The sequence below is a fragment of the Streptomyces sp. NPDC051136 genome, assembly GCF_044455745.1.
Taxonomy (GTDB): domain Bacteria; phylum Actinomycetota; class Actinomycetes; order Streptomycetales; family Streptomycetaceae; genus Streptomyces.
In genome coordinates this window covers 55006-79582 of the sequence record NZ_JBITFE010000001.1, presented here as the reverse complement: position 1 = coordinate 79582, position 24577 = coordinate 55006, and the positions used below count along the sequence as shown (strand labels likewise).

General features: G+C 74.9%; 13 protein-coding genes and 1 pseudogene. 5 read left to right on the top strand and 9 right to left on the bottom strand.

Annotation, left to right across the window (positions count from 1 at the left end; translation table 11 throughout):
* Nucleotides 1–7: 7 nt before the first annotated feature.
* Nucleotides 8–2686, bottom strand: coding sequence for an AAA family ATPase (locus tag ACIBCJ_RS00290; protein WP_365981428.1), 2679 nt, complete (start codon nucleotides 2684–2686; stop codon nucleotides 8–10).
* A 274-nt stretch (nucleotides 2687–2960) separates the two neighbouring features.
* Here ACIBCJ_RS00290 and ACIBCJ_RS00285 point away from each other — a divergent pair, with 274 nt between their 5' ends.
* On the top strand, nucleotides 2961–4031 hold the full coding sequence (locus ACIBCJ_RS00285; protein WP_365981427.1) for a DUF2510 domain-containing protein: 1071 nt from the start codon (nucleotides 2961–2963) through the stop codon (nucleotides 4029–4031).
* 204 nt (nucleotides 4032–4235) lie between these two features.
* Here ACIBCJ_RS00285 and ACIBCJ_RS00280 read toward each other — a convergent pair whose 3' ends face one another.
* Nucleotides 4236–4850: a TetR/AcrR family transcriptional regulator gene (locus tag ACIBCJ_RS00280; RefSeq protein WP_133885297.1), complete on the bottom strand. Its 615-nt coding sequence runs from the start codon at nucleotides 4848–4850 to the stop codon at nucleotides 4236–4238.
* A 203-nt stretch (nucleotides 4851–5053) separates the two neighbouring features.
* Here ACIBCJ_RS00280 and ACIBCJ_RS00275 point away from each other — a divergent pair, with 203 nt between their 5' ends.
* Together ACIBCJ_RS00275 and ACIBCJ_RS00270 are read left to right on the top strand one after the other, a co-directional pair.
* Nucleotides 5054–5869, top strand: a complete 816-nt coding sequence (locus ACIBCJ_RS00275) for a phosphatase PAP2 family protein (RefSeq protein WP_362091067.1) — start codon at nucleotides 5054–5056, stop codon at nucleotides 5867–5869.
* Nucleotides 5866–6885, top strand: a complete 1020-nt coding sequence (locus ACIBCJ_RS00270; RefSeq protein WP_365981426.1) for a hypothetical protein — start codon at nucleotides 5866–5868, stop codon at nucleotides 6883–6885. The genes ACIBCJ_RS00275 and ACIBCJ_RS00270 overlap by 4 nt, the downstream gene beginning before the upstream one ends.
* A gap of 25 nt (nucleotides 6886–6910) precedes the next feature.
* Here the strand turns inward: ACIBCJ_RS00270 and ACIBCJ_RS00265 are convergent, their stop codons facing one another.
* Entirely contained in the window at nucleotides 6911–8974 is a 2064-nt protein-coding gene (locus tag ACIBCJ_RS00265) for a phosphocholine-specific phospholipase C (protein ID WP_362511632.1), read from the bottom strand.
* A 171-nt stretch (nucleotides 8975–9145) separates the two neighbouring features.
* Between ACIBCJ_RS00265 and ACIBCJ_RS00260 the strand changes: the two are divergent.
* Nucleotides 9146–10452, top strand: a pseudogene (locus ACIBCJ_RS00260) (MFS transporter).
* Nucleotides 10453–10532: 80 nt separating this feature from the next.
* On the opposite strand, the gene ACIBCJ_RS00255 reads toward ACIBCJ_RS00260, so the two are convergent.
* Both ACIBCJ_RS00255 and ACIBCJ_RS00250 read right to left on the bottom strand, forming a co-directional pair.
* Entirely contained in the window at nucleotides 10533–15575 is a 5043-nt protein-coding gene (locus ACIBCJ_RS00255) for a DNA-binding protein (RefSeq protein WP_365981425.1), read from the bottom strand.
* A 44-nt stretch (nucleotides 15576–15619) separates the two neighbouring features.
* Nucleotides 15620–16495 (bottom strand): DUF4132 domain-containing protein, encoded by an 876-nt coding sequence (locus ACIBCJ_RS00250; protein WP_365981424.1) that lies wholly within the window; start codon nucleotides 16493–16495, stop codon nucleotides 15620–15622.
* A 528-nt stretch (nucleotides 16496–17023) separates the two neighbouring features.
* On the opposite strand from ACIBCJ_RS00250, the gene ACIBCJ_RS00245 reads away from it, so the two are divergent.
* A complete protein-coding gene (locus ACIBCJ_RS00245; protein WP_362091052.1) occupies nucleotides 17024–17629 on the top strand; it encodes a response regulator transcription factor in 606 nt (201 codons plus the stop codon).
* Between the two features lie 43 nt (nucleotides 17630–17672).
* On the opposite strand, the gene ACIBCJ_RS00240 is transcribed toward ACIBCJ_RS00245, so the two are convergent.
* From ACIBCJ_RS00240 to lanKC, 4 genes are all read right to left on the bottom strand, one after another.
* Nucleotides 17673–19487, bottom strand: coding sequence for an ABC transporter ATP-binding protein (locus ACIBCJ_RS00240; RefSeq protein ID WP_365981457.1), 1815 nt, complete (start codon nucleotides 19485–19487; stop codon nucleotides 17673–17675).
* 68 nt (nucleotides 19488–19555) lie between these two features.
* The gene (locus ACIBCJ_RS00235) at nucleotides 19556–21427 is read right to left on the bottom strand and encodes an ABC transporter ATP-binding protein (RefSeq protein WP_365981423.1); all 1872 of its coding nucleotides are present in this window, start codon (nucleotides 21425–21427) and stop codon (nucleotides 19556–19558) included.
* A gap of 117 nt (nucleotides 21428–21544) precedes the next feature.
* On the bottom strand, nucleotides 21545–21673 hold the full coding sequence (locus tag ACIBCJ_RS00230; RefSeq protein WP_003972313.1) for a SapB/AmfS family lanthipeptide: 129 nt from the start codon (nucleotides 21671–21673) through the stop codon (nucleotides 21545–21547).
* Between the two features lie 34 nt (nucleotides 21674–21707).
* Complete coding sequence (gene lanKC / locus ACIBCJ_RS00225; protein ID WP_365981456.1) at nucleotides 21708–24392, bottom strand: class III lanthionine synthetase LanKC; 2685 nt, start codon at nucleotides 24390–24392, stop codon at nucleotides 21708–21710.
* Nucleotides 24393–24577: the final 185 nt, after the last annotated feature.

The following is a 24577-nucleotide window of genomic DNA, read 5'->3' as shown; positions in this document are numbered from 1 at the left end:
CGGCGCCTCAGCCGGCGCGTCCCACCGCCAGGGCTTCGCGGGCGCGCGCCACGAGTCCGTCGGCGCCGCACGAGTCGGCGAGTGCCAGGCCCCGTTCCAGCTCGGCCGCCGAGCGGGCCGCGATGCCGTACTCCACGCGGGCGGCGGCGTGCTCGTACTGGCAGGGCGAGGCCTCCAGGTAGGTGACGGCCTGGGCGGCGAGCCGGACCGCGCGCTGCCCGGTCTCCAGGGCGGAGGCGCAGCGCAGGGCCTCTCCTATCGCCGTGTCCGTGCCGAAGCGCTCGGCCTGGCGGCGGGCGTCGGTGGCCAGCCGGGCGGCCCGGCCGGGGTCCTCGGCGGCCAGCGCCCGGGCCAGTTCGGTCGCCCAGGGGACCACCACCGGGTTGTGCCGGCCCCGTGCGGCCGCGGCCTTCTCGGCGGCCTCCAGTTCGTTGACGCCTTCCTTGGTGCGGCCGGTGGCGATCAGCAGGCGTGCGCGGACCGGGCGCGGGTCGGGCAGCACGATCGTCGACGGGTACGGCGGCGCGAATCCGTACTGGTCGGCCACCGTGCGGGCTTCCTCGACGTGGCCGCGGGCGAGGAGGGTGTCGACCAGGTTGCAGGTCGCGGACCAGTACAGCGGCAGTCCGCGGCCCACGCGTTCGGCGATGCGCAGGGAGGCGCGCAGGGACTGCTCGGCCTCCCTGAGACGGCCCCTCCTGCGGTGGCCGAGGCCGACGTAGGCGTGCGCGAGGGCGAGGTGTCCGCCGCTCCAGCCGGCACTCTCGTAGGCGCGCAGAGCTTCGGTGAACAGTGCCTCGGCGCGGTCGAGACGGTCGCTGTAGGCGTAGGAACTGGCCAGCATCATGGGCAGTTCCAGGCCCCACTCGGCGTCGGTCCAGCCCAGTCCGGGGGCCAGGCGGCCGTTGACGAGGGCGCGGTCGCACAGTTCGACGACCTCTTCGGCGCTCTCGCCGTGAGTCATGGCGTCGAAGCCGCGCAGGATGAGCAGGGCGCGCTCGGCGTTGTCGCGGCCGGTGCAGGTGGCGGCGAGTTCGGCCAGGCGCGCGGAGCGGCGGGGTGAGGAGGTCTCGCCCGCGTGGATGCCCTCCCACATGTACTGGGCCGCCTGCAACCGCAGTCGCGCGGAGGGATCGGGATTGCGTGCGGCCTCCGCCTCGACGGTGCGCACGGCCTCCTCCAGCTGGTCGTTGTGGAGCAGGGCCTGGGAGAGCCGGAAGACGGCGTCGACGCGCTGCTCGCCGTCCAGTCCCGGCATGGCGAGCGCGGTGCGCAGGTGCCCGATGGTGGTGGCGGGCGCGGTGAGCAGCGTGGCGCAGCCCAGTTCGAAGAGCACGCGCGCGTGGGCTTCGGGCAGCGGCGGCTCCTGAAGGGCGCGTTCGAGGCAGCGGCGGGCCGCGTCGGGCGCTCCGACGGCGAGGTGTTCGCGGGCGGCCTCGCGCAACTGGGCCACGACCTCCTGGTCGTCGTCCGGGTGCACCTTGAGCAGATGGCGGGAGGCGGCCGCGGCGCCGAGTCCGGAGTCGGTGACCAGCTGGGCCGCTATGCCGTGCATGGCGGTGCGCAGCGCGTCGGGGATGGAGTTGTAGACGGCGGTGGCGATCAGCGGGTGGACGAACTCCAGCTCGTCGGCGCCCTGTTGCCCGGAGGAGGCGTCCGGTACGGACAGGATCCGGGCGCCCCGGAGCAGTTCGGCGCAACGGGCGGCGTCGGCGCGGTCCAGGGTGGCGAGCCTGGCCACCATGTCGACGGTGATGCCGCCGCCCAGGATGGCCGCGGCCCAGGCGAACCGGGTGGAGTCGACGCCGAGTTGCTCCAGGCGGGCGACGAGGCCGCCGCCGCGGGCGGAGCGGTTCAGGGCGCGCAGCTCGGCGGCCTCGGCCTCGACGGGTTGCAGCTCGCTGTCCTGCACCTTGGCGAGGAGTTCGACGGTTTCGTAGGGGTTGCCGCCGGTGACGGCCCACACCTCGCGGCAGAAGGCGGCCTCGGCGTGCCGGCCCAGGGTGGCGCGGGTGAGTCCGGCGGTGGCGTCGGGGGTGAGGGCGTTCAGCGGGCCGAGGGGCCGGCCCATGGCGGTGGCCGCCTCCAGGTGGCGGGCGCTGTCACCGCTGACGTCGCCGGGGCGGCGGGCTATCACGATCAGGACGGAGGTCTCGTCGAGCCGTTCGGCGAGCGCGGCGAGCCAGCGCAGGGTCTCCTGGTCGGCCCAGTGCGCGTCGTCGATCAGCAGCACCAGCGGCCACTCCCGGCGGGCGAGGCGGCGGACGGCGGCGACCAGCCCGTCGCACACGCCCTGCGGGTCGGCCTGGCGCTCACCGGGGTCGGCTATGCCGAGGGCCGGGCCGGCGATGTCGTACCAGTCGCCGAGGTACTCGCGGGCCTCCTCGGGGAGCATGGACACCAGGGCGGGCTGGAGCAGTTGGCGCACCACGTTGAAGGGGACGGACCTGAGGGTCTCGCCGCCGCGTGCCGACCAGACCGTGCAGTTGCGGGCCTCGGCGATGCGGCGGGTCTCGGCGAGCAGCGCCGTCTTGCCGACCCCGGCCTCGCCTCGGGCCTCCAGCAGTGTGCCGGGGGACGAGCGGTCCGCGCACAGGACGTCGACCGCGCGCGTGATCGTGGCGACTTCCTCGTCGCGCTCCCAGAGGGAGGCCGAGGCGGCGCCCGTCCGCCGTACCTCCGTCATCCCGCTACCTCCCCGAGTCGCCCGAATGACGTACAGAGCCTGAGCCTAGCCCTCCGAACGCGCCAGTGGTGGGCGCTCCGTCCACCAGTTGCCGTGACGGGTGACATGCGGTAAAGCGTGAACGACGCCCATGGCCCGTCATCAGCGGCGGTGCGGTCGGGCGTCCGTCAACGTCCGGCCGCCGGCGTCTCGCGGCGCGGGCGCCGGCGGCCGGGGCGAGGGGTACGGGCGGGCCTCTCATCCGGCTTTCACCGACGCCTCATACGGTGGGCACATGACGCAGGCGACTCCTCCCGGGTGGTACCCGGACCCCGGACAGAAGAATGACGGTCCCGCCACCGAGCGCTGGTGGGACGGAACGGCGTGGACCGGCCAGGTGCGCCCGGCGGGAGCGCCCGCCGCATGGACTCCGCCCGCGCAGCCGCCGGTTCAGCCTCCGATACAGCCGGCCGTCCAGCCGCCGGGGCAACCACCGGTTCAGCCGCCGGCGCACAACGCCGTGCCCGGGTCCTATCCCGTGCACCCCGGTTACCCGGGCCACCCGGTGCAGCCGCCGTCCGCGCGCCGCCGGCGGCTGCGGACCGGCATAGCCGTCGCGGCGGCCGTGGCGGTGCTGGCCGGCATCGGCGTCGGCGTGTACGCGCTGACCGACGACGGCTCGGGCGGCAGCAGCGCGGGCGGTTCGGAGCAGGACCGGCGCGGACCCGGCGACCGGAACGGCCCCTTCGGGGACTCCGGCGGCGGCAGCGGCGGCGACGACGGCGAACGGCCCGCTCCGGAGTCCCCGGACCCGTCGGAACCGCCCACGGTCGACAGCGGCTCGGTGACGGACGCGCTCAGCGGGATCAGCCTGCCCATCCCGGACGGCTGGTCCGGACAGGAGTTGCAGGTCGGCGCGCAGGTGACGTCGGACGACTCCTACAAGTGCCCCGGCGACACCTCCAAGACCTGCACCAAGGGCGGCGCCTACTCGGCCCCGGCGGAGCTGCTGCGGACCAAGGGCGACACCGCGGAGAAGGTCGCGAAGGCCGACATCGCGGCGAACGCCGAGGAGTCCTACGGCGCCGAGTCCTACGGCAAGATCACCTCGCACGACGAACTGGCCGCCGAGGCGGTCACGGTCGCCGGGCAGAAGGGCTACCTGGTCCGCTGGAAGGTGGTCACCGCCAAGGGCTCCGACGGTTTCGTCGAGTCGCTGGCGTTCCCCTCGCCCGCCGACGACTCGCGGATCGTCGTCGTCCGCTTCGGTGTCGACGTCGACCAGGAGCAGAAGGTCATCGACGAGATCACCCGGGGCATCGAGGTGGACGCCTCCGGCGGCGGTGGCAGCGGCCAGGACGTCTGACCCGGTCCGGCCCGGCCCGCCGGCGCCCTCGGGGCACGGCCGGGGAACGGTCCGGCCGAAGGGGCCGGACATCGGTCGGCCGGGTGGGGCACCCTTCCGCTCAGAGGGTGCCCCACCCGGCCGTGGGTGCGCGCCGCCCCCGTCCCCACGGTGCGGCGCGGGCAGGCCACCGTCCAGTCATCCCGTGGACGGCGGCCTGGGTCTTCAGGGGAGGCCGAGCGCCGGCAGCACGACGGCCTCCACGAACCGGACGAGGTACGCCGCGTCGGCCTGCTCGCCCTCCAGGACGGGACGCATCCGCAGCATGCCGAAGAGCTGCGCGGGCACGTACTCCAGCGCCGGGTGGCCGGCCGGGACCTCTCCGCGGGCCACCCCGCGCGCGAGAATCGCCCGAAGCGCGGCGATCTCCGGCTCGACGAGCGCCTCGCGCAGGGCGCCCTTCAGCTCCGGGTCCTCCATGACCGCGTGGCCGAGCGCCTGGAGCAGGCCGGTGTCCTTGCCCGTCCCCTCCCCCGCGGCCGCGGCCGCCTGGCGCAGGTCCTCGGCGAGCGACCCGGTGTCGATGTCGGTGAAGCGCATGCGGCGGCTGGAGCGCAGCGCGGCGGCCACGAACTGGGGTTTGGTCTTCCACTGCCGGTAGAGCGTGGACTTGCTGCACCGGGTGCTGGCGGCGATGCCCTCCATGGTGACGGCGTCGTAGCCGCAGGAGCGGAGCTGTTCGAGGACGGCGTCGAAGAACTCCTGCTCACGCTCCGGCGTGATCTTGGAGCGGCGCGAGGTGCCCACCGTTTCCGGCCGGTCCGCGTCCTGCGACGTCATCGCCCCTGCTCCTTCTCGCTCGCTCCCGAAGCCGTGCCCGGCCCCGCGCCCAGTGTGTCGTATGTCTATCGATACGCCAGTGTACCGGTACACCACCGTATCGGTACACTGGCGTATCGGAACGAGGTCGTATCGATGACAACCGTCACACGCCCCCGTACCCGACGAGCCACACGCACCACCGTCAGCGAAGGGGCCGGGGGATGAATGCCCGCAGCGAGCCTGCACCAGCGGGGCCGGACGCGCCCGCGCGCCCACCACTCGTCCGCGAGCTGCTGCTCGTGGCCGGACTCTTCCTCGTGTACAAGTTCGGACGGCAGTTGGCGACGGGGCACACCGCCGAGGCCTTCCGCAACGCCCACCGCGTCTGGGACTGGGAGCGCGTGCTCCGGCTGCCCGACGAGGGCTCGGTGCAGTCCCTGCTCCTGCACGGCGACACGCTGATCCACGGGGCGAACACGTATTACGCCGCCGTGCACTTCCCGGCGACCCTGGCCTTCCTGGTCTGGCTCTACCTGCGCCGGCCCGCGCACTACGTCTGGGCCCGCCGCGTCCTGGCCGCCGTGACCGGCGCCGCGCTGGTGCTGCACCTGCTGTTCCCGCTCGCGCCGCCGCGCATGCTGGGCGCGACCGGCCTGATCGACACGGCCGGGGTCTTCGGTCCCTCGGTGTACGGGCCACCGCGCACCGACGCGTTGTCGAACCAGTTCGCGGCGATGCCCTCGCTGCACTTCGGCTGGGCCCTGATGCTGGCGATCGGGCTGATCGTCGCGACGCGGACGCGGTGGCGGTGGCTGTGGCTGCTGCATCCGCTGGCGACGCTGCTGGTGATCGTGGGCACCGCGAACCACTACTGGCTCGACGTGATCGTGGCGACCGCCCTGCTCGGTCTCGCGCTGACGGTGCTCCGGCTGCCGCGGCCGTCGCAGCGGTCGCGGTGCGTCCTGCCCCACCGGCGGGCCGAGGTCCGGCCCCGGTCGTCGGCCGACCGGCCCGAGCTGGTCGGAGCGGGCCGATGAACGCCGCGCTCGTCGCCGTACTGCTCTCGCTCGTCTCCGCCTGCGCCTACGCCGCCGCGGCCGTCGCGCAGGAGCGGCTGGCCTCGCGCGCCTCCGGCGCCGGTCCGCTGCGGATGCTGGCCTCCGGTGCCTGGTGGTGGGCGGTGGCACTGAACGCCTCGGCCGCGCTGCTGCACGTCGTGGCGCTCAAGTACGGTCCTCTCACCGTGGTCCAGCCGCTGGGGGCGCTCACCCTGGTCGCGGCGGTGCCCCTGGGGGCACGGCTGGCGGGCCGGCGGGTGAGCGCGATCGAGTGGCGGGGCACCGGCCTGACGCTGCTGGGGCTCGGCGCGCTGCTGCTCACCGCGTCCGGGCCCGCGCCGGACGACGTGCTGAGCGTGCCCGAGGCGCTGACGGTCTCCGCTGCGACGGCGGCGCTGATCGGGATGCTCTCGCGGCCCGGCACCCGGCCGGGGCTCCGGCACGCGACGGCGTCCGGCATCGCTTCCGGCGTCGCCTCGGCGCTCACCCAGACCGTGACCGTCGCCGTCACCGACCGGTCGGGGCCGCTGCTCAGCGTCCAGGTGATCGGCGTGGCCGTGCTGGTGGCGGCCTTCGCGACGGGTGGCCTGCTGCTGTCCCAGACCGCCTACCGGGGTGGCCTCGGCGCCCCGCTGGCGGTGGTGACCCTGGCCAATCCGGTGGCCGCCGCGGTGATCGGGCTCGCCCTGCTCGGGGAGCGGCTCAGGGGCGGCGCGGGTGGCGTGCTCCTCGCCCTGACCGGCGCGGCGCTGGCCGCCTGGGGTGTGCTCCAGCTGAGCCGGGCGACCCCGGCCTCGGGCGGACCCGGACCCGGGCCCGCCGGATCCGTGCCCGCGCCCGCTCTGCCCGAGGCCGCTCTGTCCGAACCTTCGGCGCTCCCGCCCGCGGTCTCCGGTTTCCCGGCATCACCCGGGCCGGAGGCCGACGGGCCGGGGCAGGCGGGGGCCGTGCTGGTGCCCCGGCAGCCGGGGCCGGGGCACCTCACACGGCTGTAGTCGCGGTCCTCCCTCGGCCCCGGCCTCAGTCGGTGATCAACGCCGGGTCGCTCACCCCCGGCCGGCCGTTCTCCACGTGACCGGCGAAGCGCCGCAGGAAGGCCGGGTCGGCCTCCGCGGTGACCGTCACGTCGTACCAGCGCAGGCTGTCCGCGAGGTCGACGGTGTGGTGCACGGTGGCACCCGGGCGCACGGTGAGGGTCCGGGGGCGGCCGCCGTAGGCGCTCGCGATCCGGAGCCGGGCCGTGCCGGTCCCGGTGTGGGTGACGGTGAGCCGGAGGTCGTCGCCGTGGTGCCGTGCGGTGACCTCGGGTCCGGCGGGCCCGGCGACCCGGTTGGCGCCGCGGAAGACCCTGAGGAAGCCGGCCGGGCCGTGCACGGTCAGGTCGTAGGCACCGCCGGAGTACGCCGAGTTCCAGGTGTCAGCGAGGGTCTTGCCGGCCTCGGTGGTGTACGTCCAGGGACCGTCGGTGCGGTTGCCCGAGGTGACGAGGAAGGCGGCGCCGGCCCGGGTGCCGGAGGCGAAGGTCAGCGTGAACTTCCCGGCCGCGGTGTCGGGGGCACCGTCCACGTACGGGTCGTAGCGCAGCGGCCGGGAGGGACGCGTCCCACGCTCCTGACGGGGCATGCCGGGTTCGGCGGGCGGCGTCGGCCGGTAGGTCGGGTGGCGTTCGCGGTCCGGCGGCTCGTAGGCGTCGGTGTCCGGCAGGCGGGCCGGGCGGCTGTCCGTGCGGGAGAAGTCGAAGGCCGAGGTCAGGTCGCCGCAGATGGCACGGCGCCACGGTGAGATGTTCGGCTCGCGGACGCCGAAGCGGCGCTCCATGAAGCGGATCACCGAGGTGTGGTCGAAGGTCTCGGAGCAGACGAAGCCGCCCTTGCTCCACGGGGAGACGACCAGCATGGGCACGCGCGGGCCCAGCCCGTAGAAGCCCTCGCGCTGGGTCCCGCCGCCCGCGAAGACGTCCAGGGAGACGTCGACGGTGGAGCGGCCCTGTGCGGCGGACTTCGGCGGCAGCGGCGGCACCACGTGGTCGAAGAAGCCGTCGTTCTCGTCGTACGTGATGAACAGGGCCGTCTTCGCCCACACCGCCGGGTTGGAGGTGAGGGCGTCCAGGACCTGGGAGATGTACCAGGCGCCGTAGTTCGACGGCCAGTTGGAGTGCTCGGAGAACGCCTCCGGGGAGGCTATCCAGGAGATCTTCGGCAGCCGGCCCGCCTTCACGTCGGCGCGGAGCCGGTCGAAGTAGCCCTCGCCGCTCTTGGCGTCGGTGCCGGTGCGGGCCTTGTCGTACAGGGGGTCGCCGGGCTTCGCGTTGCGGTAGGTGTTGAAGTACAGCAGGGAGTTGTCGCCGTAGTTGCCGCGGTAGGGGTCGTCGATCCAGCCCCAGCCGCCGGCCGCGTCGAGGCCGTCGCCGGTGTCCTGGTAGATCTTCCAGGAGACCCCGGCCGCCTCCAGCCGCTCGGGGTACGTCGTCCAGTCGTAACCGCGTTCGTCGTTGCCGAGGACCGGGCCGCCGCCCTGCCCGTCGTTGCCGGTGTGCCCCGACCACAGGTAGTAGCGGTTGGGGTCGGTGGAGCCGATGAAGGAGCAGTGGTAGGCGTCGCAGACGGTGAAGGTGTCGGCGAGCGCGTAGTGGAAGGGGATGTCCTCACGGGTCAGGTACGCCATCGTGGTGGTGCCCTTGGCGGGCAGCCAGCGGTCGTACTTGCCGTTGTGGAAGGCGTCCTGGCCGTCGGACCAGCCGTGCGGCAGCCCTTCGAGGAACTGCATGCCGAGGTCGTCGGCCTCCGGGTGGAAGGGCAGCACCTCCGTGCCGTCGCCCTTGCGCTGGTGCCACACCGACCTGCCGTCGTCGAGCGTCACCGGGTGCGGGTCGCCGAAGCCGCGGACACCGCGCAGCCTGCCGAAGTAGTGGTCGAACGAACGGTTCTCCTGCATCAGGACGACGATGTGCTCGACGTCCTCGATCGATCCCGAACGGTGGTTCGCCGGGAGGGCGGCCGCCCGGTCGATGCTCGCGGACAGGGCGCTGAACGCCGTGGTGGCGCCCGCGAGTTGGAGGAATCTGCGCCGGTTGACTTCGGCCATGGGGTGAGGGACCTCTCGCCTTGGGGGGGTTCAACCGGCCGGACGGTGCCGGAAGATGACGTAATGCGCGCGAAAGGAGTGTTCCAGGAGCAGCAAACGTCAGGGAAGGGTCCGGTGGCGCTCATGTGAAAGTCACCGGTACGCGAGGTGTGCCGGGCCCGCCGCCCGGGGATGGTCGCGATCATGACAGGCATGCACACGGACGCTCCGCCCTCCCCGGCTGCCCGCCGGCCCGTACGCCAGCTCCTCGCCGCCTCGGTGGGCAACGCCGTCGAGTGGTACGACTGGTACGCCTACACCTTCCTGGCCACCTACATCGCGGACCAGGTCTTCCCCGGGAGCGCGGACAACTCGCTGGTGCCGCTGCTGTCGACGTTCGCCGTGTTCGCGGTGGGCTTCTTCATGCGGCCGGTCGGCGGGCTGCTGATGGGCGCGATCGCGGACCGGCGGGGGCGGCGCGCGCCGCGCTGACCGTCACGATCCTGCTGATGGGCGGCAGCAGTCTGCTGGTCGGGCTGACCCCGACGTACGCGGCGGCCGGGGTGCTGGCGCCGGTGGTCCTGGTCCTGGCACGGCTGCTCCAGGGGCTTTCGGTGGGCGGTGAGTTCGCGGCGTCGACGACCTTCCTGGTGGAGTCGGCGGGGCCCGGCCGGCGCGGTCTGTTCTCCAGCTTCCAGTACGTGTCGACCACGGCGGGGCAGCTGGTGGCCTCCGGGCTAGCGACGCTGCTGGTGGACACGCTGAGCGAGGACCGGATGAACGGCTGGGGATGGCGGGTCCCGTTCGTGTGCGGCGCCGTCCTCAGCCTGGTCGGCTTCTGGATCCGGCAGGGTGCCCAGGAGACCCGCAGCACCGAGCAGCAGCGGGCGCCGCGGCCCGCCCTGTTCGAGGCACTGCGCCGTCATCCGCGCGAGTCGCTGCTGATCTGCGGCATCACGGCGGGCGGCACCATCGCCTACTACACGTGGACGTCGTACCTGCCGACGTACGCCGAACTCGAAGCGGGCGTCGCCAAGTCGGACGCGCTGCTCGCGGGGACGATCTCGCTGGCCTTCTTCGGGCTGCTCCAGCCGCTCGGCGGCATGCTCTCCGACCGGTTCGGGCGCCGCCCCCTGCTGCTCTTCTTCGGCGTGGGGTTCGCGCTGCTGAGCGTGCCGCTGCTGCACTCGCTGCGCGACTCCTTCGCCGTGCTGCTGCTCGTGCAGTGCGCCGGCATGGTCCTGCTGACCGGCTTCACCTCCATCAGCGCCGCCGTCAACGCCGAGGTCTTCCCGCCCCGGGTGCGGGCGGCCGGCATCGGCTTCCCCTATTCGCTCACGGTGGCGCTGTTCGGCGGCACGGCGCCCTACGTGGGCACGCTCTTCAAGGACCTGGGGCATTCCGGGCTCTTCCCCTGGTACGTCGCCGTCCTGTGTCTGCTGTCCTCGCTGGTGTACCTGCGGCTGCCGGAGACGGCACACAGGGAACTGGAGCGCTGACGGCCCCGAGGGACCGAAGAAGGGGGGATGTGCGGGGACGGTCGCGCGCGGCCGTCCCCGCACATCCCCGCGCGTCAGCGTCAGCGCCGGCGCGTGCGCGTGCGCGGTCGCGGCACCTCCAGCTGCTCCAGGCGCGGCCCGTCCCCGTCCCGGAGGCGTTGCCAGGCCTCGCGGTACAGTCCGGCGACGGGCCTGGTGGGCACGACGACGCCCAGGACGGGCGTCTCGTCCTCCAGCAGGCCGTACAGCGGCAGCTTCCAACGCTCCAGCGGTGTGTGCGGGTTCGGCAACCGGGTCCAGCCGCCGGGCAGGAACAGCGTGCGTCCGGCCTTGGCGCGGCTGCCCTCCACCACGAGGTCGGTGGCGGCGAGTTCGGCGCGGGCGGCGCGGAGTCTGGCCGTGCCGCCGCGTCGTCCGCCCCAGCCGGTCCAGCGGGCGGTGTTGCGGTCGGTGGGGTCCGGCATGGCGAGCAGCATCAGGTACAGGACGGCGGCGTCCTCGCCGATGCCGTACCGCTTCGCCGCCTCGTCGACCAGGTCGGGCACCGAGCGGGCGGGGTCCTGGGGCCACCACTGCCCGTCCGCGTCGCGCCGGCCGGCCATCGGGTCGCCCGGGTCGGCGAGCAGCTCGGCGAACGGCCTGTCGTGGACCAGGCGCAGTGCGGTCTCCTGGGCGTTCAGCCGCTCACCGGTGTGCAGTGCCGCCAGGTGGGGGTCGTGGCCGGCCGCGTCCAGCAGCGCGGGCCGGATGGCGGGAAGCGGCTCCGTGCGCTCGGTGCCCAGGACGACCGCCCCGTACCGTTCGAAGCCGTCGCCGGTCTCCACGGGGTCCCCGGCGGTCCGTCGGAACGCCTGCCAGTCGATGCCCCGCCGGTCGAGGGCGAGCAGCAGACCGGGGTGGGCCAGGCGCTCGCGCAGCGCCGTCAGGACGCCGGGCAGGACGGCCCGGAGCGGGTCGCCGGACGGGAGCCGGTGGGCCAGCCAGGCGGCCACGGCCACCGATCCCTTGAGGACCGCGCTGTCGAAGCGGGGCGTTTGCTCGGCGGTTTCCAGGTAGTAGCGGCCGAAGCTCCAGGTCAGGTCAGTCGTCAGCCGGGGCTCGGTGGCCAGGTCGGCGAAGCCGCGCAGGGCGTCGGCGGGGGCCCAGCCCACGGGTTCGACGGTGCGGACGGCGTCGTGCAGCACGTCTTCGGGCAGCGGGGTGCGCCGGCCGAGACGCTCGTTCCAGACCTCGGCCGCGCCGGCGGCGTCGGGGCCGTGGGTCCACAGCCGTGACGGCTCGGTGGGCAGCAGCGCGGCGAGGACGGCGCGCAGGGCTCCGCTGTCGAGTGACCTCAGCTCGTCCTTGGACACGCGGGCGTCGGCCGTCTTCACGCCGATGACCTTCAGGGTGGCGGAGGGCACGGCCTGGCGCCTGTCGTCGATCTGCGGCATTCCGGCGAGCACCAGCCGGGCCGTGGTCGGGGTGACCCCGGTGAGCCGGGCGAACTCCTCGGCGGCGGCCGGACGCCAGGGGGCCGGGCCGCGTGCGGCCAGTTCGGCGCGGAAGGCGGCGACCCAGCCGGGCGCCCGGGTGGGCTCCGGCAGGAACGGCTCCTCGGACACCGGTGTGTAGGGGGCGGGTGTCTCGAAGCGGCCGGACGGATCGTGGTACACCGCGCCGAAGTGCCTGCCCTTGACCTCGTGGGGGCCGTACTCGCGGACGAACTGGTACCAGGCGGCGGGGAAGACGAGGAACGCGCCGCCGCCCAGCTCCAGCACGGACCCGTTGGTGTGCCCGGGCGCGGCACCCGGACCGCCGGACGCGGCCGGGTCGAAGGCCAGCCGGACCCGGCGCCAGTGGGCGGGGTCCGGCTCCGTCAGTCCCTGTGCGTCCAGTTCGGCGAGGAAGGTGTCGAGTGCCTGCCGGTGTTCGGCCACGGTGGCCTCCGAGGCCGCCCTCAGCGCGAGTACGGCGGGGAGTTCGGGCAGGGCCACCGCGTTCAGGTGCCCCAGCGGCCCGTGCCGGTCGAGCGACAGGGGCGTGGTGCCCGTGGCCGCCGGCTCGGCCGGGCCTCTCATCGACGAGGCGAGGAGGTGCGGCAGCCCGAAGAGGTTGTGGTGGAAGTCGAAGTACCAGCGCTTGTCCCGTTCGGTCAGGCCGGCGCCGTTCAGCGCGGAGGCGAGCGCGCTGTCACCGAGAGCGGGCCGGGGTTCCCGTTCCCGCGGGGCGGCGCCCCGGACCTCCGCGTCCAGCCGCGCGAGTACGGCGTCCAGGGTGCGCTGCTGCTCGGCGGCGTACCGGGCCACGCCGCCGATGCCCTTGCGCAGCGCCTCGTGGCCGACCTCCGGCAGCAGGGTGCGGACGGCGCCGAGCACCGCGTCCCGGTCCTCGGTTCCTTCCTCGGGCGGCTCGGTCCCGGCCGCCGCGAGCAGGGCCGCCGCCACGTCGTCGCCGAGCCGGCGCAGGGCGGCGGAGCCCTGCGGGTCACGGGTCCGGAGCAGGGGCCAGTACCGCAGGGGCGGCAGCAACGGGGTGCCGGCGGAGAAGGGGCCGGCCGTCTGGCGGTCGCCGACGTGGGCGAGGACCGCGCCTTCGGCGTCCCGCAGCTGGAGACTGCTCGACCACCGCATCACGGTCAGCGTCCGGTCGGTGCCGGGGAAGACGAGTGCGTGCTCCGGGCTTCCGCCGACGCGCGGCGGCACGACGACCGAGCGACCCGACAGGTCCTCGCCCCGTCGCGAGCCGTCGGGCAGCGTGAGGACCCGCCAGCCGAGGACCCCGTCCACCGGGGCGGCCACCGGTCCCGTCGCGGTCGAGGGGGCGGGCAGCAGCCAGGCGGTGTCGAGGGTGCTGCCCTCCGGCGCGGTCCGCAGCCCCTGCGCGAACCAGTCCGGCTCGTCGCGCTCCCCCACCGTGCCGTCGGCCGGGTCGTACGCGAACCAGGCGCTGTTCCCGGCGTCGGCCCAGTCCCTGATCCAGACCCAGTACTTCCCGCCGTCGCTGATCACCGGCCTGCGGTGCGGTACGTGGACGTCCCCCCGGCGGAACGCGCCCCAGCCGGTGGTCCGGCCGCCTCCGGGGAGCGGGAGGGAGGCGGGCGGCATGCCGTTGTCGTTCCCCCCGCTCCCGTCCGCGTGGCAGGCGTAGGGGGAGCGGACGTCGCCGTCGACCTCGACCGGTTCCGAGGCGCCGGTGCCGGCGTCGTACCAGTAGCCGTACGAGCCGTCCTTCGAGCGCTCGCGCCAGACGACGAGCAGCCCGCCGTCCACGTACCGCGCGTCGCTGCCCCAGCGTTCCGGCGTGTCGGGGAGGCGCAGCTCGTGACTGAGCACCGTGTCCTGCGCGCCGATCACCCGGGCGCTGCCGCCGCGCAGGACGATCAGATACGGCCAGGCCTCGCCCACCCGCGTGCTCCGCGCGTTCTCGGGTGACGCGGGCGAGCCGACCGCCTCCTCCCAGGCGGGCCAGCCCAGTTCGTCGAGTATCCCGCCCCGCAGGGTGCGGGCGAGCCCGGGGGCCATGCCGACGCCGAGGGCGTCGCGCACCTCCTGCCCGGCGGTGGCCAGGACCTCGCCCGGCAGCCATCCCAGCGTCTGGAAGGGGCCGTCGTGGAGGGCGAACTCGCCCAGCGGAGCGGTGAGATACCTGCGGCTCACCTCCACGACCCACTCGGCGAGCATCGGCCGTCCGCCCGGCGACCGCGCCAGCCGGGTCACGGTGCGCCGGTCGATGTCCTCGCGTTCGTAGCCGGGGCAGCCGCGCCGGAAGGCCGCGCGGAAACGGGTGTCGGCGGCCAGGGCGACGAGGTCGCGCCGCTGGTCGCGGGCCGCCCAGTGCTCCAGGTTCAGGCCGGGCGTCGGCTCGGGGTCCGCGACCGGGACGCGCAGGGCGAGGAGCTGGTCGAGGAGGTCGACGTCGCCGACGGGCGGCCGCAACGTGCCGCCCTCGGTGTCGAGTTCGGCGCGGAGGGTGTCGGCCAGCCGGTCGACGAGCGGGTAGAGCTCCGGCGGTGCCAGGCGCCGCTCGTCGGTGCGGCACAGGGCGAGGAACCTGCGCGTCCAGCCCGCGGTGCCGTCGGGGGAACGCTCCTCGGCGGGCAGCGTGCCGTCGCACAGACCTTCGGTGGCCCCGGTCCTCTCCAGCAGGTCGAGCCACTGTCCCAGCTCGTCCTGCTCCCACCCCGCGGGCAGCAGTCCCAGAAGGATGCCGCGGGCGGCGGGGTCGCGCCGGGTCAGTTCGAGCAGCGCGGCGCGGTGGGCCTTCCACCAGCCGGGCGGCGCCTTGCGGGTGCCGGGCAGCGGCAGCACCTCGCGCAGGTAGGCCGTCTCCTCGGCGAGCGCGTCCCTGCCCGCGGCGGCCTTCGCCAGCCTGCGCAGATCGGCGGCGCCGGGGCTCGACGGTGCCACCCCGTGCGCGGCGAGCCGGACGAAGAGCCCACGCAGGTGCCGGAAGGCGGTGGCGGCCGGCACCCGGGAGGAAAGGCCCTTGGCGTAACCGGAGAGGACCTTGGTGGGCATGGCGTCGGCGAGGGCGAACTCCAGGAACACCGCGTCCATGCGGGCCTCGTCGAACGGCAGGGCGTGCGCCGTCTCGGCCTTGCGGGCGTTGACGAACATCTGGGAGGCGTACGCCTGCTGGTGGGCGGTCAGGAACACCCGGCCGGCCTCCTCGAAGAAGGTCGGCAGGAAGTGCGGCACGGAGCCGGCGAGGCGCTCGCCGATCGACTCGTAGGCGGCGCGGGCCCGCTTCGGCCGGGAGCGCACGGCCCGGGCGACCTTGGTCATCTCCTCGACCAGTGACATCGCGAGATGGCCGTCGGAGGGGTGGCGGACCAGCACCCACTCGGGGAAGCCCATGGCCCGGTGATGGCCGACACCGACCTCGGCCGGCTCGCCCTCGGGCCGCATTCCGAGGAACGCCCCTCCCGCGCTCTCCGCGGCGGACGGATCCGCCGGGTCCGGGTCTGCGGGCGTCAGGCGTACGACGATCCGGCCGTCGAGCCCCGGATGCCGGTAGGCCCGGGCGAACACGGGCACCGCCCGGTCGCCTCCCCCGGTGGTGCCCGGCGGGAGCACCGCACCGGCCCGCAGCAGCTCCTCCACCTCTGCCGTCGCCGTGTCCCGGGTGGTGCCGTCACTCATGGTCCGTGTGCCTTTCGTGGGTGTGCGGTCCGCTGCCGTGCCGTTCACCGGGCGTCGTCCGCGGGCACGGTGCGGCCGGCGTGCAGGGCCGCGGCCATGCGCATGCCCTCGGACCAGGCGACGGGTCCGATTTCGGGCCCCGTCAGACGCCGTTGCCCGCCCTCGTCGTGCCAGCTCAGGCTGCCGGTCCAGGCCCTCTCCTCGGTGTAGGGGTCGCTCATGCCGACGGAGGCGGTGACGATGCGTCCGGCGTCCCGGATCCGGTCCACGACACTGCTGCCGGATATCCGGTAGCCGAGGGACGTGGCCCGGGCGGACAGGTGGAACCACGAGCGGTACTCGGCGCCCGCGAACTCGGAGACGGACCCGGCGGCGCCGTCCGCCCCGGCGGGCCGGCGCCAGGTGGCGCGGTGGATCTGCTCCACGCCCTGGATCACCCCCAGTTCGGCCGCGAAGGCGCGGAGTTCCTCCAGGCCGGGCAGGAGGACCGGGTGGGGCATGGTCACCGTGGGGGCACTGACACGGACGGTCTCGCCGTCCAGGTTCACCACCCGCAGTCCGTCCGCCTCGTCGGCGTCGCGCAGGAAGCCGACCTGCTCGGCGCCGTCGCCGACCACCACGATGTCCCGCAGTGCCGTCTGCCAGGCCTCGTCGGGCCAGACCCGGGCGAGGAGCCCCGTCGGCACCGGCAGCGAGGACACCATCCACCGGTCGACCCGCGCCGCGCACTCGGCGGCGTGCCGGTCGAGCCACTCGGCGAAACGCTGGAGTTCGAGCACCTCGGGCCGGTCCCGTATCTCCGCGGGCAGGTCGCGCTCCCGCGTTCCCTGCTCCGGGGACCGTGCCGACGTGGACCGTGCCACCACGCGCCCCTTGACCAGGGCCACTTCGTACGCGTCCCCCGCTGCCAGCCAACCCATCAGCTCTTCGCCTCTCCCGACCACTAGGACTCGCGGCACAGCGGGTGCGGCGTGCCCCGATCGGCACGCTCCGCTGCAACGTTGGCCAAAGACTAGGGGCGCCCACCGACAGTGCCGGACGGTGCCGGGCGCGGTCCTTTCGCGCCAGATTGCAGAGCGACGATTTTCGGCCGGGCCCGCCCCGGTCGCACCCCGTTCCGTTCCGGCCGGGCCGGCGAGCGGGGCCCACCCCCGGCGGGCGGGACACCGCCCTGGCCAGGCCGCCCGGGCCCGGTAAGCGGACACGACGGCCACCCACCGGCTCCCGAACGGACGGCGCCGGCCCCGGACTGGTGTGTTATCCGCCCTTCTTCACTCGCACACCCGCCTCTCCCGTCCCCCGACAGGGCTGTGACGACGGCGAATTGGTTTCGTTGCGGTTCGCACGGGCGTACGTGTCGTGTTCCACCGTCCCGCACGTGGGCACATGGCCCGTGGCGCGGGGGCGCGCGAAGCCGGCGGTCCGAACGGGACCGCCTTCGACATGGGGTGGGGCAGATGGTTCGTACGGTCGTGGTGCACGACGAGGAGCTGCTGCGGTCGGCGCTGGTGCAACTGCTCAGATCAGACGACACGCTGGAGGTGTCCGCGCAGTGTCCCGACGCGGACGGTCCGCAGGGCGAGACCTTGCCTGCGGACGTCTGCGTCGTGGACGGGGAGTGCCTGACGGGGCCGGGCGACGCACGGTCCGCGCGCTTACGGGCCCGCTGCGGGGACCGGCTCGTGGTCCTGGCGACCGCCAAGCGGCCGGGCGTACTGCGGCGGGCGTTCGACGGGGGCGCCCTGGGGCTGGTCGACAAGAACGCCCCGGCCCACCGGCTGATCACCGCGGTGCACACGGTCGCCAAGGGCGAGCGCTTCCTGGACGAGACGCTCACCGTGGCGCTGCTGGAGGGCGCGGCGATGCCGCTGACCACGCGGGAGCTGGGCGTGCTGACCCTGGCCTCCCAGGGGTCGCCGATCGCCGAGATAGCGGCGCGCCTGCACCTGTCCCGGGGAACGGTCCGCAACTACATGGCCACGGCGATCCGCAAGGTGGGCGCCCGCAACCGGGTCGACGCGATCCGCATCCTCCAGAGCGCCGGCTGGACGTGAGGCGACCGCCGCCCCGCTCGCGGCACCGGACGGCGGGCCGCCGTCACATCGGCCGGGGCTGCGCCCCGTTCCAGTGGCCCGCCAGGTCCCGGTAGAGCGGCGACCGGCCCAGCAGTTCGTCGTGCGTGCCGCACTGCGCCCCCACGCCGTCCAGGACCAGCGTCCGGTCGGCGCGGACCGCCGAGGACAGGCGGTGTGCCACCACGAGCAGTGTCCCTGGCCGCCGCGCGAGGGCCTCCTCGGCGCGGGCCTCGGACGCCGGGTCGAGATGGCAGGTGGCCTCGTCGAGCAGCAGCAGGGGGGCCGGCGACAGGTACGCGCGGACCAGCGCGAGCAGTTGCCGCTCCCCCGGCGAGAGCTCGGCGGGCCGCACCGGGCCGTCCAGCCCGCCCAGCCGTTCGACCAGGGGCCGCAGACCGAACGCCGCCACCGCCGCGTCGAGTTCCTCCCGGCGCGCGTCGGTCCTCAGGTACGCGAGGTTGTCGCCGACGGTGCCGGTGAACACGTAGGCCTCCTGCGGGACCAGGGTCCGCAGGGCGGCCAGCTCGCCGGCGGGGCGCCCCGTCACCACGTCTCCGGCCACCCTCACCTCGCCGCCGCTCGGTGCGAGGGTTCCGGCGACCAGGCGGGTCAGGGTCGACTTGCCGATGCCGCTCGGGCCGACGACGGCGAGGTGTTCGCCCGGGGCGACGCACAGGTCGAGCGAGTCGAGCACGGGCTCGGCGCGGACCCCGTAGGCCAGGGTGACGGACCGCAGTTCCACCGCAGGAGCCGCCGCGGCCGGCGGCTTCGCCTGGCGTGGCAGCGGGTGGACGCGGTGGGCCGGTGACCGGGCGCCGCCGTCGCGGGCACGGCCCGCGGCTGCGGTGTCCGCTCGGGGGCCCGGCGTCCCCGGGGCGTCGGTGGTGTCCGGCTCCGGGCCGAGGATCCGGTCGAGGACGACCAGCAGCCGGGACCCGGCCGCGCCCAGCGCGGTCATCAGCGTGTGCAGGGCGGGCAGCAGGGACTGCGCGAGATAGGTGAACGCGCCCAGCAGCGCCCCGGCGCTCACCCCGCGCCCGCGCAGCCACGGCACCGCCACCAGCAGCGCGAGCACCGGCAGGTGGCCCGCGACGCCGAGCGCCACGGTGCGCACCGCCGCCCATCCGGCCAGCGTCCGGGCCTGGGCGGCGGCCTCGGCGACCAGGTCCGCGCCGTGCCGCTCGGCCCGGGGGCCGGTCCCGCAGGCGGCGAGGTCCCGCAACGCCGCGCGGGCGCGCGCCGCGTGGTCGCCCAGGGCCTCGTCGGCGGCCAGGGCACGGCGCTGGGCGGCCGCCATGGGCCGCAGCGTCACCAGGAACAGCGCGAGACCGGCCACGAGCGGCGGCAGCACCACCACGAGGAGAGCCGGATGCAGGGACAGCAGGCCGAGCAGCGCGCCGGCCGCGGTGAAGACGAAGGAACGCAGGGTGAGGACGAGGCCGGCGAAGCTGTCCCGGGCGATCTCGACCTGGTTGGTCAGCCGCGAGACGGCCGCCCGGTCCGTCCCACCGGGTGCGGCCGGCGCCGCCGGGGCCAGGGACCGGTCGACCGCGCGCCGCACCAGTCCGTCCCGCAGCGGCTCCGTCAGCCCGGCCAGCTGCGCGAACACGCCCCGGACGACCGGGGCGCCGGACACCACGGCGACCAGGGCGACGCCGAGCCACAACATCCCCCGGCGCGGTTCACCCGCCAGGAACCCCTCGTCGACGGAGCGGGCGACGGCGTGGCCCACCAGGAAGGCCTGCGCCGACTCGGCCAGCGAGAAGAGCCCGAGCCGCACCAGTACGCCCTTGCGGTGCGCGAGGAAACGCCGTGCCGGTGGCGCGAGGCGGCGCAGTGCCCCGGCCCCGGCTTCCCGGGTCGCCGCGTCGTCCGGTGCCGGGGCGCGGAGGTGCCGGGCGGACGTCACGGACGCACCTCCTCGGGCTCGTGACGGCGACCGGGCCCCGCGTCCACCCTCGTGCCCCCCGTCCCGTCCGCGTCGGCGTCGGTGCCGGCGTTGGCACCGGTGCCGGTGTCGGTGCCGGTGTCGGCGTCGGTGCCGGCATCGGCGTGGGCACCGGCACCGGCGCCGGCTCCGAAGACCGCCCGGTAGCCGGCCGTGTGCCACAGTTCGCGGTGGGTCCCGGCGGCACGCACCTCCCCGTCCTCCAGCCAGAGCACCAGGTCGGCCCGGTCCGCGACCGACGGGCGGTGCGCGACCACGAGCCTGGTGCCCGGCCGCACCGAGCGGCGCAGTGCCAGGTTCACCTCGTGCTCCGTGGCGGTGTCCAGACTGGAGGTGGCGTCGTCCATCACCAGCAGCCGCCCGGCGTGCGCGAACGCCCGCGCCAGCCCCAGCCGCTGGTGTTCGCCGCCCGAGAGAGGCGCCTGCGGCAGCGGGGTGTCGTAACCGCCCGGCAGCCGGCGTACGAAACCGTCGGCGCCCGCCGCGCGGGCCGCGCGGCGTACGTCCTCGCGCGACAGCCGCCGCGGTCCCGCGGCGACCGCTTCGGCGACGGTGCCCTCCCCCAGGACGGGGCGTTCGAAGGCGTACGCCACCTCCGCGCGCAGCGCTTCGCGGGTCAGGTGGTCGAGCCGGACGCCGTCCAGCAGCACGTGTCCCTCGTCGGGGTCGATCAGCCGCCCCGCCAGGGCGGCCAGGACGGACTTGCCCGCACCGCTGCGGCCGACGACCGCGACCGTGCTGCCGCCGGGCACCCGCACGTGGTCGGCGCGCAGCACCTGTCTGCCGTCGCGCAGCACGCGCACGGAGCGCAGGACCAGCTCTCCGGGTCCGCCCGGGGGCAGGCCCAGGGCGCCGTACTCCGGCGCGGGCAGCCGTTCCAGCTCCAGGGTCCGGTGCCGGGCCTCGCGGGCCCGCACGATCGCCCCGAGCAGGGACGCGGCCGCGCCGACGCCGGCGGTGAGCTGGGCGTACCGGCCGACGGCGAGCAGATCCCCGACGCTCAGGGCGCCGGCCGCGAGGCGCAGCCCACCGACGGCGGTGGCGACCAGCGTCAGCAGCGGGACCAGGACACCGCTCCTGCCGAGGGCCCGCCCGTGCAGGGCCCACATGTGCCGTCCCTGGGCGGCCAGTTCCGTCAGTGGCGCCAGGATGCGGGCGCGCTCCCGGTCGCCGGTTCCGGCCGCGGTGATGGTGGCGGTGCCCTCCAGGGCTTCGAGGAGCCGCGAGGCGATCAGGGACTGGGTGCGCTGGTAGGCGGCGACGGTGGCGCCCGTGTCGCGGGCGAAGGAGCGCAGCACCAGCGCCAGCGCGGGCAGGCCGGCCAGGACGCACAGGGCCACCCACACGTCGACGAGGAACAGCGCCACGAGCGCGCCCAGCGGGGTGATCAGCGAGGCCGCCAGCGCCGCCCGGGCCGCCGGGGCGCCGCCCGCGTCCGCGGCGTTGAGGGTCACGCGGGTCCCGACGTCCCCCGGCGGATGCGGGCGGGCGTGTTCGGGTACGGCGCGCAGCAGTCCGAGCAGGGAACGGGAGCGGACGGACGCCGTCCAGGTGGCGTTGCAGCGGCCGGTGAACAGGGAGGTCGCGCCGTCCAGCAGCAGTTCGCCCAGGAGCAGCCCGGCGCTCAGCGGGAGCCACCGGCCCGCGTCGCCGTCGCGCAGCAGCAGGTCCAGGGTGCGGCCGAGGACGAAGGGCTGGGCCACGGCGGCCGCGGCCGCTCCGACCGAGCACAGCAGCACCAGTGCCGCCAGGGCGCGTCCGGGCGGCGAACCGTCGGTCCCGTTCCGCGTACCGGGCGCGTGCCGCGCCACGGGCGTGCTCGTGCGCACCGGTGAAACACCTCCGTACGTGCCGCGCGGGCAGGCGTCGGCGCCCCGGGCCGGAACCCGGGGCGCCCGCGCCCGGCGACATGGCTCAGCACGTCGCCGCGGTCTGGAACTCGTGCGTCAGTTACAGGTGGTGATGCTCAGGCTGCTGTCGCCGCAGAGCAGGAGGCTCGCGCGGCTCCCGGTCTCGACGTCGCCCATGGCCTCTTCCTTCGGGGTCTCCATCGACTGCAGGTCAAACAGGTTCATGTCATCTTCCTTTCGTCCGGCAACGGTGTTCTTCTCACGACCCCGGGTGGGGCCGAGTCAGGGGGGCCGCCGCTGGGCGCGGCGGCGGAAGGAACGGCAGCGTGGCCCGCGTGTCGCCGAGTACGGAGGCGACGGCCAGCAGGCATCCGGCCGTTCCGGTGGAGAGGTCCATGGACAGGCGCATCATCTGCTCGCCGGGGAAGGCCAGCCGGTCGCGGTAGGACATCGCGTGCCAGGACAGGGCGTCGAGTTGGCGCCGTACGGCCTCGGGGCCGGTACCGGGCACCGCGGCCGTGGTGCGGCCCAGGTACAGGACCATGCCGGCCACGCCCCGGTAGAGGCCCGGCTGGGCGTAGAACATCGCCTGGGCCGCGGCCACGATCTCGGTGCGGGCCCGCGCGAACTCCTCGTCCGGCCGGTGTGCCAGGTAGTCGTCGAGGACCATGCCGATGCCCACGCTGCCGGCGCCCAGATAGGGCATGGTGCGCCAGCCCTCGTCGACTTGCAGGGCGCCGCCCGCGCCGACGACGCAGCGGTCGAGGTCCTGGCGCAGCGCGTCGTGGGCGAGGTCGAGGAACGCGGAGTCCCGGGTACGTTCGAACAGGCGCAGGAAGAGCAGCGCACGCCCCGCGCCGCCGTGCAGCAGTCCGGCGCGGGCTCGGCCTCGGCTCACGCGTCCCGGGGATCCGCCTTCGGCGGCCAGCTCGGCGCAGCGCAGGGCCGCCGAGTGCGGCGCGCTCTGGCCGGTGGTCGCGGCCAGCGAGTCCAGGGCGAGGCCGAGACCGGCGGCACCGCCGTGCAGGTCCGGACCCAGGTGGTCGAAGGACTGCTCCAGGAGGAGTTCGGTGAGGTCGAGGGCTCGGTCGCGGTGGCCGAGGCGCTCCAGCGTCCAGGCGACGCCGGCGAGCCCGTCGTGGAAACCGAGCGGCATGCCCGACGGCGGCTGCTTGGTGCGTTCCAGCAGCCACTGCTCGCCGTCCTCGTCCCGTCCTGCCCCGCTCTCGGCCAGGGCGTACAGCACGCCCGCCGCGCCGTGGGCGAACGACAGCCCGCCGCCGGCCGTGGCGAACTGCGCGATGTCACCGGGGAAGAGACGGTCGGTGCGGGCCGGGGTGGCGGAGGCGAGGATCGCCTCCGCCATGGAGTCCCGGCTGCGCGGCCAGTCGTCCGGCCGGACCGGCGCCACCGGTCCCGCGGGCCGCGGCCCGGCCTGCGGCGAGGGACGCCGCGCCGCCGGGGCCGCCCCGGCACGCGTGCCCCGGTCGTCCCGGGCGACCTCGTCGTCCCGGGCGACCTCGCCGGACCGCGTGATCTCGTCGACCGCCGCGTCCAGGAAGGCCCGGTCCACCGGGAAGTGCTCCGCCACCACCTCGGCGAGGTGGGCCGCCTTGCGCCGGTCGATCGCCAGCAGACTGGTGAGCGGGAGGAAGAGCGCGAGCCGCAGGCACGCCAGGGCGTACCGGTCCACTGCCACACCACGCCGGTCGGGCGGTGCCACGAACCCGGGGTTCGCCACGGTCTGCCGGCCGGGTTCGTCGACGTGGTGGGCGGCCTCGAAGTCCAGCAGGGCGACGCTGTCGTCGTCCCGGATCATGATGTTGAACAGATGCAGGTCGTTGAAGACCACGCCCCGGGCGTGGACGTCCTCGACGGCGCGCTCCACCCGCGCGTGGACGTCGAGCGCCCAGGCGGTGTACTCGGCCAGTCTTCGTTCGCCGGGCTCTGCTTCGATCAGCGGGTGGCGGCGGGCGAAGAAGGTGTTGAGCGGCTTGCCGTCGATGTGCTCCAGGACCAGGAAGTGGTGGTCGCCGACCGTGAGGTGGTCGAGCACCTCGGGCGTGCAGTCGAGGCCGGACAGCTGCTCCAGCGCCCGGCGTTCGCGGTGCAGCCGGGCCACGGCGTCGGCGCCGTCGGCCGCCAGCCCGGCGTGCGGACGGGCCTCCTTGAGGACGACCTGCTCACCGGTGCGGGTGTCGCGGGCGAGGTAGACGCCCCCGCCGTTGGAGAAGTGCAGTGCCGACTCGACGGTGTACGGCATGTCGGTCACGGTCACCGCGGAGCGGGCGTCGAGGTGCGGTCGCAGGAAGGCGGGCGGGTCGATCCAGTCCGGGACGCGGAAGACCGGGCCGCGCGGGTCGGGCACCAGCACGCCGTCGGGGCGGGCCACGGCCGGCCGCAGTTCCCCGTCCGCGTCGTAGCAGTCGCGGCGGGTGAAGCCTCCGTACCGGACGTGCACCGGGCCCTCGCCGATGCGCAAGTCGCTCAGGATGTGCGGCCCGGGCTCGCCGGCCAGCAGGTCGGACAGCTCGCCCACGAGCCGTTCGAACTCCGCCTCGTCCGCCGGGTACACGGTGACGAACTTGCCGCTGCCGGCCCGGTCCGCGTACTTGGCGTTGCGCTGGTGCAGCAGGTAGCGGCTGGGCACGAACTTGAAGGCGACACGGCCCGCGACGCAGTGCCGCCACACGCGGTCGAGCACGGACTCCGCGTTGTCGAGGCAGGCGGAGACGTGGATCTTCCAGCCCTGGGCGGGCAGGTCGGTGTCGACCGGGCGCAGCGCGAGCCAGTCACCGCTCTCGTGGCGCTGCCACCCCTCCGGTACGGGCGAGGAGGCCAGAGCGTACCGGGAGCGCGAGGCGCCGGTCCGGGGAGTCGTGCGGTGCGGGGCGTCGTAGAAGTGCGGGTCCGCGTCGCAGTACACGGCGTAGCCCTTGTTCACGCCTTCTCCCTCCCACCGGTCGCTGACGGAGAAGACGCTGTCACGCGGCGTACCGCGCCGCACAGTTGCCGCTGTCATGACTCCGGCGTGCGGAACGCATGGGTAACTTCGCGGGAGGGGGCGCGCGCCCGGAGCCCGCGGGGGGGAGCGCGCCCGGAGCCCACGGGGGGGAGCGCGCCCGGAGC

What these genes read in the sequence shown, in the direction of transcription:
- ACIBCJ_RS00250 (WP_365981424.1), bottom strand. Translation starts at nt 16,495, where the DNA reads ATGGGTTGGCTGGCAGCGGGGGACGCGTACGAAGTGGCCCTGGTCAAG.
- ACIBCJ_RS00275 (WP_362091067.1), top strand. Translation starts at nt 5,054, where the DNA reads ATGAATGCCCGCAGCGAGCCTGCACCAGCGGGGCCGGACGCGCCCGCG.
- ACIBCJ_RS00255 (WP_365981425.1), bottom strand. Translation starts at nt 15,575, where the DNA reads ATGAGTGACGGCACCACCCGGGACACGGCGACGGCAGAGGTGGAGGAG.
- ACIBCJ_RS00290 (WP_365981428.1), bottom strand. Translation starts at nt 2,686, where the DNA reads ATGACGGAGGTACGGCGGACGGGCGCCGCCTCGGCCTCCCTCTGGGAG.
- ACIBCJ_RS00280 (WP_133885297.1), bottom strand. Translation starts at nt 4,850, where the DNA reads ATGACGTCGCAGGACGCGGACCGGCCGGAAACGGTGGGCACCTCGCGC.
- ACIBCJ_RS00265 (WP_362511632.1), bottom strand. Translation starts at nt 8,974, where the DNA reads ATGGCCGAAGTCAACCGGCGCAGATTCCTCCAACTCGCGGGCGCCACC.
- ACIBCJ_RS00230 (WP_003972313.1), bottom strand. Translation starts at nt 21,673, where the DNA reads ATGAACCTGTTTGACCTGCAGTCGATGGAGACCCCGAAGGAAGAGGCC.
- ACIBCJ_RS00270 (WP_365981426.1), top strand. Translation starts at nt 5,866, where the DNA reads ATGAACGCCGCGCTCGTCGCCGTACTGCTCTCGCTCGTCTCCGCCTGC.
- ACIBCJ_RS00285 (WP_365981427.1), top strand. Translation starts at nt 2,961, where the DNA reads ATGACGCAGGCGACTCCTCCCGGGTGGTACCCGGACCCCGGACAGAAG.